The sequence below is a fragment of the Anabaena sp. 4-3 genome, assembly GCF_001597745.1.
In the GTDB taxonomy this organism is placed as follows: domain Bacteria; phylum Cyanobacteriota; class Cyanobacteriia; order Cyanobacteriales; family Nostocaceae; genus Trichormus.
Genome location: NZ_LUHJ01000074.1, coordinates 37,673 through 51,059, shown reverse-complemented (window position 1 = coordinate 51,059; position 13,387 = coordinate 37,673). Strand labels below are relative to the sequence as shown.

Annotated in this window: 10 protein-coding genes and 1 pseudogene; 5 read left to right on the top strand and 6 right to left on the bottom strand. The window is 42.1% G+C overall.

What is annotated here, in order from left to right; translation table 11 throughout:
• From A3775_RS24800 to A3775_RS21835, 4 genes and pseudogenes are all read left to right on the top strand, one after another.
• Nucleotides 1–1,910, top strand: a pseudogene (locus tag A3775_RS24800) (YadA-like family protein); the annotation flags it as partial.
• Between the two features lie 595 nt (nucleotides 1,911–2,505).
• Nucleotides 2,506–2,904: a hypothetical protein gene (locus A3775_RS21845; protein WP_066383061.1), complete on the top strand. Its 399-nt coding sequence runs from the start codon at nucleotides 2,506–2,508 to the stop codon at nucleotides 2,902–2,904.
• Complete coding sequence (locus tag A3775_RS21840) at nucleotides 2,894–3,805, top strand: tetratricopeptide repeat protein (RefSeq protein WP_066426777.1); 912 nt, start codon at nucleotides 2,894–2,896, stop codon at nucleotides 3,803–3,805. The genes A3775_RS21845 and A3775_RS21840 overlap by 11 nt, the downstream gene beginning before the upstream one ends.
• Before the next feature lie 189 nt (nucleotides 3,806–3,994).
• On the top strand, nucleotides 3,995–5,611 hold the full coding sequence (locus A3775_RS21835; protein ID WP_066426776.1) for a N,N-dimethylformamidase beta subunit family domain-containing protein: 1,617 nt from the start codon (nucleotides 3,995–3,997) through the stop codon (nucleotides 5,609–5,611).
• Nucleotides 5,612–5,683: 72 nt separating this feature from the next.
• Here the strand turns inward: A3775_RS21835 and A3775_RS21830 are convergent, their stop codons facing one another.
• Complete coding sequence (locus tag A3775_RS21830) at nucleotides 5,684–6,289, bottom strand: DUF3318 domain-containing protein (protein WP_066383055.1); 606 nt, start codon at nucleotides 6,287–6,289, stop codon at nucleotides 5,684–5,686.
• 82 nt (nucleotides 6,290–6,371) lie between these two features.
• On the opposite strand from A3775_RS21830, the gene A3775_RS21825 reads away from it, so the two are divergent.
• On the top strand, nucleotides 6,372–6,638 hold the full coding sequence (locus A3775_RS21825) for a hypothetical protein (RefSeq protein ID WP_066383051.1): 267 nt from the start codon (nucleotides 6,372–6,374) through the stop codon (nucleotides 6,636–6,638).
• Between the two features lie 213 nt (nucleotides 6,639–6,851).
• Here A3775_RS21825 and A3775_RS21820 read toward each other — a convergent pair whose 3' ends face one another.
• The 5 genes from A3775_RS21820 to A3775_RS21800 all read right to left on the bottom strand — a co-directional run bounded on the left by A3775_RS21820 (nucleotide 6,852) and on the right by A3775_RS21800 (nucleotide 13,126).
• Nucleotides 6,852–8,438 (bottom strand): iron uptake porin, encoded by a 1,587-nt coding sequence (locus A3775_RS21820; protein ID WP_066383049.1) that lies wholly within the window; start codon nucleotides 8,436–8,438, stop codon nucleotides 6,852–6,854.
• A 160-nt stretch (nucleotides 8,439–8,598) separates the two neighbouring features.
• Nucleotides 8,599–9,195 (bottom strand): Crp/Fnr family transcriptional regulator, encoded by a 597-nt coding sequence (locus tag A3775_RS21815; protein ID WP_082803821.1) that lies wholly within the window; start codon nucleotides 9,193–9,195, stop codon nucleotides 8,599–8,601.
• 1,104 nt (nucleotides 9,196–10,299) lie between these two features.
• Nucleotides 10,300–10,968, bottom strand: a complete 669-nt coding sequence (gene phoU / locus A3775_RS21810) for a phosphate signaling complex protein PhoU (protein WP_066383047.1) — start codon at nucleotides 10,966–10,968, stop codon at nucleotides 10,300–10,302.
• Between the two features lie 53 nt (nucleotides 10,969–11,021).
• Nucleotides 11,022–12,314 (bottom strand): cell wall metabolism sensor histidine kinase WalK, encoded by a 1,293-nt coding sequence (locus A3775_RS21805; RefSeq protein WP_066383044.1) that lies wholly within the window; start codon nucleotides 12,312–12,314, stop codon nucleotides 11,022–11,024.
• 59 nt (nucleotides 12,315–12,373) lie between these two features.
• Entirely contained in the window at nucleotides 12,374–13,126 is a 753-nt protein-coding gene (locus tag A3775_RS21800) for a winged helix-turn-helix domain-containing protein (RefSeq protein ID WP_066383042.1), read from the bottom strand.
• Between the last annotated feature and the right edge of the window lie 261 nt (nucleotides 13,127–13,387).

Here is a 13,387-nt window from a genome sequence, read left to right as displayed (position 1 = left end):
GGGCGACAGGTTCAACTGCCATAGGTGAAGGTGCAACAATTGTTGATAATGTCACAAATGCGATCGCTTTCGGTACAAACTCAACAGTTGGAACAGGGGCGACAGGTTCAACTGCCATAGGTGAAGGTGCAACAATAGGTGATAATGCCACAAATGCGATCGCTGTCGGTACAGGTGCAAGTGCTAGCCAAAATTCTGCCACCGCCACAGGTAACGCCGCCCAAGCTACTGGTATTTCTGCTTCGGCTTACGGTGATGCTGCTAGAGCTAGTGGTACAAATGCTACCGCCATTGGTCAAGGTGCGATCGCATCGGGGAATGATTCCTTAGCCACAGGTAATGCAGCGTCAGCAGGTGGGCAGGGTGCTGTTGCCACTGGTTCTAATGCCAATGCCAGTGCAAATAACAGCATTGCCACAGGTACAGGTGCAACAGTTGGAACAGGGGCGACAGGTTCAACTGCCATAGGTGAAGGTGCAACAATTGTTGATAATGTCACAAATGCGATCGCTGTCGGTACAGGTGCAAGTGCTAGCCAAAATTCTGCCACCGCTACAGGTAATGCCGCCCAAGCCACTGGTATTTCTGCTTCGGCTTACGGTGATGCTGCTAGAGCTAGTGGTGACAATTCTACCGCCATTGGTCAAGGTGCAGCTGCATCAGGACTGAGTTCAATTGCTACTGGTGATAATGCTCAAGCAGTGGGTGAAAATTCGATTGCTACAGGTAGAGATGCTTATGCAGAAGGTTTGAATGCTGCGGCTACAGGTGCAGATGCTAGAGCAGTAGGAGCAAATGCTACAGCTACAGGTGCAGGAGCTAGAGCCACTGGTGACTTTGCTACAGCTACAGGTGCTAATTCTTCGGCAACAGGAACAAATTCCACCGCCATAGGAGCTAATTCGGTTGCAGTAGGAGAAAATGCTATTACCATAGGTATCACTGGTAAAGCTGATGGTAACAATTCCACATCTTTTGGTAACGCATCCCAAGCTACTCAAGCTAATGCTTCTGCCTATGGTAATAATAGCAATGCCAGTGGAGAAGGTGGTTCTGCCTATGGTAGTAATAGTAATGCCAGTGGAGTAAATGCTTCTGCTTTTGGTAACAATGCTACTGCCAGTGGCGTAAGTGCTGCTGCTGTTGGTGATGGTGCAAATGCTGGTGCAGAGGGAGCTATTGCCATTGGTCAAAATGCCCAAGCTACCGAAATTGGCACAATTGCCATTGGTCGTAATGCCCAAGCAACAGGTGATCCAGCAACAGCAGTTGGTGATTCGGCAATTGCTTCAGGAATAGATGCTGCTGCATTTGCTTATAATTCTCAAGCAACTGGGAATTATTCTACAGCTATTGGTACTGCTACTCGTGCGACTGGGGTAAACTCTACAGCATTCGGAGCGAATGCGGTGGCTAGTGGTGACAATTCTACTGCGATTGGTACAGGTGCGATCGCTACTGGGGCTGGACAGATGGCTTTTGGTACTGCTGCCAGTTACTACACATTACCAGGGCTAGCTTCTTCAGGCTCATTTGTGGGCAATAGATATCAAAGCGGTGATACACGTTATGTCACCGTAGATCAATCTGGCAATTTAGGTACTGCTAGTTTCGATCCCTCTGCCATTGATAGAGGATTACATCAATTGGGCAAACAAATTGAATCTGTGGGTGCGCTAGCGGCTGCTTTATCAGCGATTCCCAACACCCTGCCACAAGGTGTTAATAATGGTTGCGGTGTAGGAACTGGCGTTTATGGTAGTTCTTGGGCGGGTGCTTTTGGTTGCGTTGCACGCCTGAATCGCACCATTACCTTTAATGCAGGTGCAGCCTTTACATCTGCGGCTTCTTCTATCTACAATAACGCCTCTAACTTTATGGGACGCTTAGGGTTATTCTTTGAGTTCTAACCCTAATAAACGTGAGTTCGACGCATAATTTTCACCCCTCTCCAAACCTCTCTTAATCACAGGAGAAAAGCTGAAGGAACACCAAAAAATAAATGAGCCAAATTGACTGTTAGTTAGTAGTTAGTTAGTAGGGTGCGTCAGAATGAATATTTTCTTGGTATAGCTAGGTTTACTCGTCCTGACGCACCCTACATTTTGGATGTTTTTTTATCTGGAAGTCCCTGACAAACTGACTTTTAGCCTGTTAATATAGCCTGAAATTCCTCTCTCGCAGATGGAGAGAGGTGAGGGAGAGGTTCATCCAACTCATATCATGTCCGTTAGAATAGTTATCATATCTGTGAGGGCTAGGGAACAAGAAACAGGGAACTCTTAACAGAGTCAGAGAAAAGTCTGCATCTTCAGTTAATTATCAGTAATTAACCGGACTGGATATCATGTGAAAATTTTCTTTTTTTTAAGAAGTATATCAAAGTTGCATATTTAACTTTTATTGTGCTAGAATGTTCGTGCAAAAAATTAATCTTTAATTTCCCAAGAAAAGTTATTTTCAATTACTTTCATAACAAAAATTCACCCCAGGAAATTCCACAATATGAAATTTAAAAACAGCACTACACTGTTGGTTATATCACTGTTGACTCTCATATTTACTGCCCAAGTTAGCCAAGCTCAGAATTCTCGCCCACAACCCAGTAATAACAATAATAATCAGAATACAGCTAATAATAATTGGGCTAACTTTACTAATATTCAAACGCAATTTATGCAAGGATGCGTAGGGAATCAAAACCCAGATCCTGCCAAACTCAGGATTAAAAGAAACTTCTGCCAATGTGCCTTAAACGTTTACAAAACTCGCTACACTCCCCAGATTTTTGCACAAATTAATGCCCTAGCTAGCAAAGTAGGACAAGATGGCCCTCGTCTAGTGAACTTGATGGTTAAACCCGAACTGGATCGCTGTTCTGCCCAAACTAATTATGTCCCATAATTTTATGTCTGGTTTGAGTCGTGAACGCCATTTTAATCGCTTAAAATTAATATTAGGTATAGGAATAGTTTGGGCAAGTTGCTTGACAAGTGTTCAAGCACAAGTAACACCTAATAATCAACCTGTATCTCCCAACTCTAATTCCAGTGCTGAACAGAACTTTCAGCAGGGGAATCTGACGCGTGCGATTCAACAATGGAGCCGTGAAATCAAAAATGGGACTAATGTAGTCACGGCTTTATTTAATCGTTCGCAAACTTACATTTTGCTGAAACAATATGATTTTGCTTTACAAGATTTAAATCAAATCATTCAAATTCAAGGTAAAAATACCCCGGCTCAAGTTTTTATTGTTAAGGGGATTGCACTGAGCGAACTGAATCAATTACCAGAAGCGATTAAAAGCTTTAATCAAGCGGCAAAATTACAGTTATCTCCTGCACTTTATAATAATCGAGCTTTAGCTTATCAACGTTCTGGACAAATTAAAAAAGCTCTGGAAGATTTAACTAAATCAGTACAATTAGCACCCACACCAATTACTCGTTTAAATCTGGCAAACGTCAGGATTCAAATGAGTCAGTTTACGCAAGTAGTTGAGGAAATGAATCAACTAATTACTCAAGAAAAAACATTTTTTCCGGCCTATCTCACCAGGGGAATTGCGTATTATAATTTAGGGCAGTACGAAGCAGCGATTCGAGATTTTGTTTTTACTTTAAAAATGTGGCCAGACCAACCAGAAGCTTATTACTATGCTGGTTTATCTTTTGCTAAGTTAAATCGTAAAGAAGATGCTGTTCAAAATTTAATTCGTTCAGCAGACCTTTATCTGCAAAAAAACCAATCTATGAACTATCGTCAAGTTCTAGAAACCATGACTGAACTTAACTTGCAATGAAATCAGGATATAGATGGATGTCTCAGAGGATATTTGGAATTAAGATATTTTGAAAGCGTGAATGCTAGGAATAGTAAGATTTTCCCTGCTATCTCCTGCCTTCTGTTCTAATTTCGCACATAAACAACACTCAACGTGAAACAATCAAACATACTACCAATTTGATTGCTTACTACTGCTGAGACTGTAATGTGCTTTAGACAACGATTTAACTTTGTTACCAAGTTCGTCATACCAGTATTACTCACTATCGCTAGTGTTGTCATTTTTTACCAACCAGATGCTTTAGCAGATCAAAGAACTAACCCGATCATCATTGAAAATCAAAAAATCGGTACTACGGCTTGGCAGTTGACTAATCCTGCTACTAGGCGAGAAATAGAAGGTTATGCTTCACTCACCAGTGTAAATCGTGGTGACACAATTAAATTATTCGTGAATACAAAAGAGCCAAGTTACACCATAGAAATCTTTCGCATGGGTTGGTATGGTGGTGCTGGCGGTAGACTCATGTCATCTGCAATTAAACGAGTCGGAAAAAGACAACCACCGCCAACTATAGATAAAGCCACGGGTTTGATTGAATGTAATTGGCAAGAGCCATATATTCTCAAAATTCCCTATAGTACCCAAGATTTAACAGAATGGGCTAGTGGTTTTTATTTAGCCAAACTGACTGCTAGCAAAAGTGGTAAGCAAAGCTACATCATTTTTGTGGTGCGTGATGACAGTCGCCCTTCTGACATTGTATTTCAATCCAGCGTCACCACCTATCAAGCCTACAACAATTGGGGTGGGATGTCCCTGTACCGTTGGAACAGTCGCGGTAAACAAGCACACAAAGTGTCTTTCAACCGTCCCTATGCTGCAAGTCCCAACTCAGCCGCCGCCTATGGAGTTGGTGCAGGAGAATTTTTAACCAACTTTCAACCAAAAAGGAGAACTTCTAACGCTGGTTGGGAATATAACATGGTCAGATGGCTAGAACGTTCTGGATATGATGTGACATACATCACAGATATTGATACCCATGAAAATCCTTTAGACTTGGATACAACTAAACCCATGCTGTGGTTACATAAAGTGTTTCTCTCAGTAGGGCATGATGAATATTGGTCAGCCAAAATGCGGCAAAATGTGGAGACAGCAAGAGATGCTGGTGTGAGTCTCGGCTTTTTTTCTGCTAACACCTGCTATTGGCAAATTCGCTTTGAACCTAGCCTAATTACCAAAGACATCAACCGTACTATCGTGACGTATAAAGAAAGTGCGGCTTTAGATCCATTTGTGAGAGATGATGATCCCACCAATGATTTCTTAGTAACAACACTGTGGCGCAAGCAACCTGTAAATCGTCCAGAAGAAACATTGATAGGAGTCATGTATGAAACCTTTCAAGTCAATTCTGACATCGTAGTGAAAGACACAGCACCGAATTGGTTGTTAGCTGGTACACAATTACGCCCCGATAATAGTACAGCATCCGTACAGAACCAAAGCAAAACACCCCCCAAAGAAATGCGCCTCACAGGACTTTTAGGCTACGAAGTAGATCGGATGTTTCGTTACGCCCCAACAAACACAATTCTTCTAGCCCATTCACCATATCGCTACAAAGGCAAAACTAGGTATTCTGATATGACAATGTACACCGCAGATTCAGGGGCTATAGTATTTGCCACAGGTTCGATGCAGTGGAGTTGGGGACTAGATGATTACAATGCACCGAAGTTACGCCCCTCATTATTAAACCCAGATGCAGAAGCCATCACAAATAATATTCTTACCAAGATGATAGGGGAATAGGGAGTAGGGAAAATCAAAATTAATTCATTAACCCTCCGCGTACCTCTGCGTTTCCTCTGCGCTCCTCTGCGTTTAAAAATCAGAACTATCTGGTACACCAATAGGTGACAAACCAGCGATCGCTCTCAAATTTTGGCAACGAATTAAATCAATAAAGTCTAAACTAGAATTCCCCTCTATCTTAGCCACTGCTGCAATAGCCGTTAACAAATGTTGAGCCGCTTCCGTTTCTGAGTAACCCCGTCGTTGTGCGACTTTAATCGCTGCCAAATCAGCATTTAGCTGTGACTCTGAGGACTTATTGACGCGCCAAATTCGTGTGAGAGCGATCGCACTTAAACCCACACCAACCGCCACCCCCACAAAATCTGATTGTGCTGATTCCACTAAAGCCCCCAACAACCCAGCCAAAGCTACACCTTGGTAAATATCTGGTTTAAACCATCTCACACCAGTTAACCAAGCAACCTTCTGTAATAACAGTAAATCTCGTTGTGGTTTCGTCAGACGACCCCATAAATCAAAATTAATATATATTGGTCGGTCTTGACCCCAAGGTAAAGGAAATGCAGCATCTATCACCTGAGATTGTTCTGGTTTACTGACAATTTTAGTTGTCATGCGCCCAGACGCGGGCATTACATCTAACAAGCGGCGAATTTCAATATTGGCTTCCATTGGGCATTGGGCATTGGGCAACAGTCAACACTCCCTATCCGTGTATTGTATTATTACGAATTAAAAATTACTCATTATTCTAATGGACGCTTTTGCTCTCACTCCGCCTGAATGGACACATAAGGCAGTTCACGCTTATGAGTTTTGCTGTCCTCACTGCCGTGCTAGTAGTTTAGAGGCTTTGCAAGTTTGGATTAATCGGCGATCGCCTGTGTTTACCGAAAACCATCGCCGCAAATGGCAGGAGTTTTACAATTGCCAATGTGGTTGTGCTTGGTGGGCTTGGAGTAGCGACAGACCACCCTCAGATTTATCTAAGCAGCAAGATTCTGATTTTGAAACTGAATAAATTTTTACCTAAAATCATGTGAGTTCGTTGAATCTTTCCCTCCCAGACTCCCTTTTCTAGCAGGAGAGATAGGAGTAACGCCAAATTAGTCTTTTTACTCCCCTCTCCGCGCCGGAGAGGGGTTGGGGGTGAGGTAAAAAACAAAAGCCCGCTTTGACACGGGCTTTTATTGTTAATCAGTAATTCAACGCTGACTAACCAACTGATATTGTTTTAGAAGCGGAAGGTAGTGCGGAGAGTACCAACGTAAATGGTATTGTTGTTGTCATTATGCTCAGGATTGAATATCACCAACAATCCAGGAGTTACCTGAATGTTATCGGTCAGCTTGATTTTGTAGAGTCCTTCTAAGTGATAGGAAGTATCAGATTCCTCAGTGACTCCATTGCTACCATCAGTAACTTTGGGTGGTTGACCAAAAATCAAGCCCAGGGTGTTACCTTCTCTACCGAAGTCCTTCACAGCCAAGCTAGTAGTCCAGTACCAAAGATCAGCTTCTTGAGGGCCAACTTCAGATTTTGCATCAGTGTAACCTACCCAACCACCTAGTGTTAATTTAGAGCTAGGTTGGAAGGTAGCTTGGATACCGTAGTTATTGGATGAGGTAGCAACATTACCAAAAGGTCTACGAGCAAAACCGCTTCCGGTACTGCTAGTCAGGTTTACACCATCTACATTATTCTGATAAGCACGAACATAAGTAAAACCTAAATTGAATGCTTTGCTTGGTTTGAAAGCGACTTGACCAAAGATAGCATTAGCACCATCGAAGATACCATTACGATCAGCTGGGTCATTAGCATTAGGTGCTAAATAAGCTGCGCTCAAAGTCAAAGGCCCACGGGGATTGAATTCAACAGTCAAACCAGCACCACCAGCACCCAGACGATAGATTGGGCTGAAGCGTCCATAACGGGAGAGCGCACCACTACCGCTACTGCTGAAGTCAGGGTGGAAAACGTTGACGTTTTCGTTCAACTCAGCACCAGTAGCATCTATCTTGACGCGTGCTGGGCCTAAGTTGAAAGCGTAGTTGACTTTATCGATTTCAACGTTGTTACCTTCACCAGTAACACCATCAAAACCCAATCGGGTCATGTTGGTACCAGTTACGGAGCTATTGTTGACAATGTTGCCAGAATTTAACCGGATTTGCAATCTATCTTGACCTGTGAAGCTGCTATTTAAGCTTAAGCGCACCCGGTTAGAGAAGGTGGTGTTAGATTCTAAGTCTCCACCGCCGGCTCTGTCTTCACCAAACGCCTGCGATGCAGCGAAAATAGCTTCCCCAGAAAGTTTAGTGGTAGTAGAGAACTGATTAGCTTCCAATTCAGAAGTACGAGCTTCTAAAGCATCTACACGACCGCGCAGGGTTGCCAATTCCGCAGAAAATTCTTCTTGTAAACGCTGTAAAGTAGCTAGGTCTTCCCTTGTTACCAAATCAGCTGTAGCTGTTGCAATCAGTTCGTTAACTCGATCTAAACAAGCATTCAAACCGGCAGCGAATTCATAGCGGGTTAAAGCACGATTACCGCGATATGTACCGTTGGGATAACCTGCGATACAACCATAACGCTCAACCAAGGATTGCAGAGCCTGGAAAGCCCAGTCTGTAGGCTGTACGTCAGAAAATTGTGATACAGATGTTACCTGACCGATTTCTTGAGAGGCTTGGGCTAATTGGGAGACACTTGTCACCTTTTCATTAGCTTCCCCAGCCCATGCAGCATTGGTTGCAACAAAGGTAGCGGCCACGAGTGCTGGACTTACCTTTAAAGCGTTCCAAAATAGTTTTGTCATAATTTTCTCTTTCACTCACACCAACTCGTTGCAATATATGGTAAAATTCCTCACCCAAAAGCTCATAAGGAAATTTACACATAATCTCAGTAGTGATTATACATTTTCTGAAGTGATTAGCACAAGAGCATAACTGATTTTTTCAACTAATATTTTTTATTCAATTATTTGATGAACGCAAAATAATTCGACGTTTAGAGCGTAAGAGCATTCCTGTAGTTTCAAATTCCTGTAGCAACTTGGTTATGGTGACTCTCGTCGTATTCAAAACTTCTGCTATTTCCTGATGAGTAATGTATAACTCAATGAGAGTACCTTGTTCTACGTTTTGTCCAAATCTTTCACTTAACCACAACAAAAATTGCCACAAACGTAGTGAAATAGGTTTACGGTGAACTATGCTTAAAAGCTCTTCTGAGTTTTGAATATGCGTCAATAAAGCATCTGTATATTGATGCCAAATATGGGGCGGTAAGGTGGTTACTTCTACACTGGACAAACATTCAATTTGGTATGGTTTGACTTTAGATAAAGCATATCCAATCACATCACCAGGCCCCCAATATCCCAAGGTGATAAATGTGCCATCTTCACCCCAAGTTACAGTCCGAACTGCCCCACGCTCAATCAGCCACAGTACATCATTACACTTGGGGATGACTTCTCTACGGGTAAATAGTTGTTGCGGTAAATGCCCACTAAAGTTAGGTTTGTCGAATGCAGTAGTAGAATCTGGCGTAAAAATTATCGAGGACATTGTGGGGAGCGGTTTTTTGATGGGAATGAGTAAACTTTTGATTGTCTTAAAACTTCTGGTTTATCCAAAAAATTGCTATGACTACAATATTTAATGATGAATGAATTCTGGAATTTATCCCTGAATATAAAATTTTTCTATTTTGGATAATTCATTGATTTAAATATTTTAATCTAAAACCTTAAGACCTAATTATTACTGTGATGTACACATATCATATTTTTATCCATTTTGATATATTTATCATCAGCAATTCCTAGATAATGAATATAGAAAACTCAATAGTTTAAAATTTTATCTAGAATGATAGTCCCAATCAGCAATGCCAATTCAGATTGAATCATGAGCATCGGATTTTACGTAGAATTCTTGGCAGTTACATATCGACTTTTAGCAAGATAGTATTAAATTTTACCATTACTTTATGAGGCTGACTAGGGTTAAATTGTTTAACTGTCAACTGACGCAACTGGCACATTAGTAGGGTGCGTCAGATGTTGAAAATCTGTGATTTTTGACCCAATTATCGCTTCTGACGCACCCTACACGAGACTTTGATGATGACACTTGTGTAAGTCCTATAACTGTTACTATGCCAATCTAATCGTGTAAGTTTAAGAAAAGGTAAGCATTTCGTAAAATGTTACTGGGATTAACTAATTGCACCTGTTCCTTGATGGTAATTTTTGCAGGGTTGGGCATTGCTTATAAGTTGCTCAAAACCTTATTTTTAGGTTGTTGGGTGTGCATCGCCTTATGCTGATTGAGAATGCTGCAAGATATAAGAAGATTTAATCATTGCCATTGTGATTTTCTATGACTCGATTCAGCTCAGTACAAAATTAAAACCCCAGTTTCTTGGAGAAACCGGGGTTATGTATGCCTAAATTAGCCGTAACTGAAAGTTATCTCCCATCAGGAGAGTAAACCAGGAATAGGCAACGGGCAACAGTCAATTTTTGAGTTTAATTGAGATTTTTTGGCTGTTTCTTCTCCCAATAATAGGGTTTAAGACACTCGTCGATTGGCGGTTGGCGTTAATGGGGGTTCAATCAACCATTACAAGTTCCTGTTAAGAGTTCCCTGTTCCCTGTTGCCTTGAATTTAAGAGCGTTGTCCCGTCACGATGTATGCTACTCGTTGACCAATATTAGTTGCATGATCTGCCATACGTTCTAGACAACGAATTGCTAATGCTAGCAATATAATTGGTTCTACAACGCCTGGGAAATCTCGTTGTTGAGCTAACGTCAGATAAAGGCGATCATAAGCATTGTCTACGACATCATCCAAGTGTTTGATACTTTGCCCACCGACTTCATCTAAATCTGCCAAAGCGACTAAGCTAGTTGCTAACATTGCTTGGGCGTGGTGAGACATGACAGCAATTTCTGGTAAAGACGGGTGAGGAGGATAAGGAAAGATTTTAACGGCAATATCGGCTAAATCTTCGGCATAATCGCCAATCCGCTCTAAGTCTCGCACAAGTTGCATAAAAGCACTTAAACAGCGCAAATCTTGGGCTGTTGGTGCTTGTAATGTCATGATGGCCGTACAATCTGATTCTATCTGTCTATAAAAACGATCAATTTTTTTATCTAATCGAGGCAGTTCCTCAGCTGCTATTAAATCACGGGCAAATAACGCTTGGTGGCTGAGGCGGAATGATTTCTCTACCAAAGCACCCATGCGTAATACATCCCTTTCTAAGCGTCTAAGGGCGCGTGCTAACTGGGGACTGTCAGGGTTGGGACTATAAAGAACGGCTTTCACACTTGTAGTCTCAAACGTGAAGATATCTTTAACTTAAACTATATTTTTGAGTTTTAGGAGTTTGGCATCACTTCGGAAAATTGAAGTTGCATCCATGCGCCACCGGTTTCGGGATGATTCATGGCTTTGATTGAACCACCATGTGCTAAAACTATTTGTCGCACGATCGCTAATCCTAAACCATTACCCACTATGCTACCTACAGAACTACTTTCCGGCACAGAAGAATGAGTCCGTGCTTTATCTCCCCGGTAAAATCTGTCAAAAATGTGGGGCAAATCTTCTTCAGTAAAACCTACTCCAGAATCAATTAAATTTATTTCCAAACTGGGACTGTCTTTTGATGATATAATTTTCGCCTGGATTTGAATGCTGGTATCAGGAAAACTGTACTTGATGCTGTTATCCAGCAAGTTGAGAAAAACTTGGTAAATGCGGGCTGAGTCGCCTTTAATCCAAATCTGCTCAGGGCCGGAATAGGCCAAAGACAGGTGTTGACGCTGTGCTAATGGTTCTAAGGTTTCCCAAACAGAAGTGATCAGCGATCGCACCTCCACATCCTCCAGTTGTAATTGCATGGCGGGGTTAGTTTCAATTTGGGTGAGTTCTAGCCAACTTTGCACCAAGTTAATCAGTCTATCCACCTCCTGCATCAAACGGTCAACCCAGCGATTTAAAGGTGGTTCTAAGCGGTTTTGCAAAGTCTCCACCACTAACCGAATCGAAGTCAAAGGCGTTCTCAATTCATGGGCTAAATCAGAAAAGGCTCGCTCCCGGACTTGATTCATATCTAGCAACGGTTGGCGATTTTCTAAAAACACACCCACCTGTCCATGGGGTAAAGGTAGACTAGAAGCGCGTAAAGCCAATGATTTAATAGTCGGCATTTCCGCCGCATTATCACAAGAAGGATGAAATATCCAGTCTTTGGTTTGTGGTTTTTGGCGATCGCGAGTTTTTTCAACTAACTGATCCAGTTCATACGACCGCACCAATTCTAGCAACAGACGCACCTGCCCTGGTTGCCATCGTTGTAAATACAAGATTTTCCGGGCTTGCTGATTGCACCAGAGCAGTTGATTTTCTTCATCGACTTGCAAATATCCCACAGGCGCAAAGTCCAGTAGGTCTTGGTGAGTTTGCAGTGACTCCTGCAACTCTTGACGCTGCTGTTTGAGCATGGTAATTTCTTGGCGTAGGCGAGGTAGCCAAGAAAGCGTCAATTTAGAAGAGTTAGTGTTTAACGGTTGGAGTAATCGCCCTAGATAGCGATGTAGTTGAATTTGTTGCCAAATCCAAAACCCAACGCCTACCGCTAAACCTAGAAAAAATCCCAATAAAAGCATTTGAGTTGAAGTTGTCAGTTGCTTGGTGACTAATAAAAACTAACAACTATCTCAACAGATTATCCGAACCGATAGCCAAATCCTCTCACAGTCACAATATATTCTGGATGGCTGGGGTCTTGCTCTAGCTTTTCCCGCAACCAGCGAATGTGAACGTCTACAGTCTTGCTATCACCGACAAAATCAGGCCCCCAAACCTGATCTAGTAACTGCTCCCTTGACCACACCCGCCGCGCGTAACTCATAAATAATTCTAATAGGCGGAATTCTTTCGGGGAAAGATTCACCTCTTGTCCGCGTACCAGCACCCGGCACTCTTGGGGGTTCAAAGTCACATCTTTATATTTCAGCACAGGTAGCTGTGATAAGGTGCTTAAACGCTGACGACGGAGTAAAGCGCGACACCTTGCTACCAACTCCCGCATACTAAAAGGTTTAGTCAGGTAGTCATCTGCACCTACTTCTAAACCTAACACGCGATCAGTTTCGCTACCTTTAGCACTCAACATCAAAATCGGTACTGGGTTTCCTTGATGACGTAGCAAGCGGCAAATATCTAACCCATTAATTTGGGGCAACATGATATCCAGAATAATCAAATCAAAGGGAAATTCTCCCCCATGCGGCTCAAAGCCTTTGATATATTCCAACGCCGAACCCCCATCAGGCACTGTGACTACTCCATAACCTTCTTCCTCTAATGCTACAGCTAGCATCTCTTGAATTAGTTCTTCATCTTCCACCACCAGAACACGGCTCGTTTGTCCAATGTCTGCTCTAGCAGAATATTTGATTGATTCACTGGTGTACATTGATATCACAAAACTCTAGCCCTGTGCTTGTATCAATATGATTATTGACTTAATTATCTGCTCTCAGTGCATTCACGCTTGCACTATCGTGAATTATTTTGCAAAAAAGTAATGTTTGTAACAATATTACATATATCATAAATTACTCACTTTGCAACCAAGCAATTTAATTGAGAGCATTTGCTGTCTTCAGTTTTTGAGCAACACCACTTTTATCTTGACAATAGCAGATGAAGTTGAGTATATTAAGTTAGTACATCA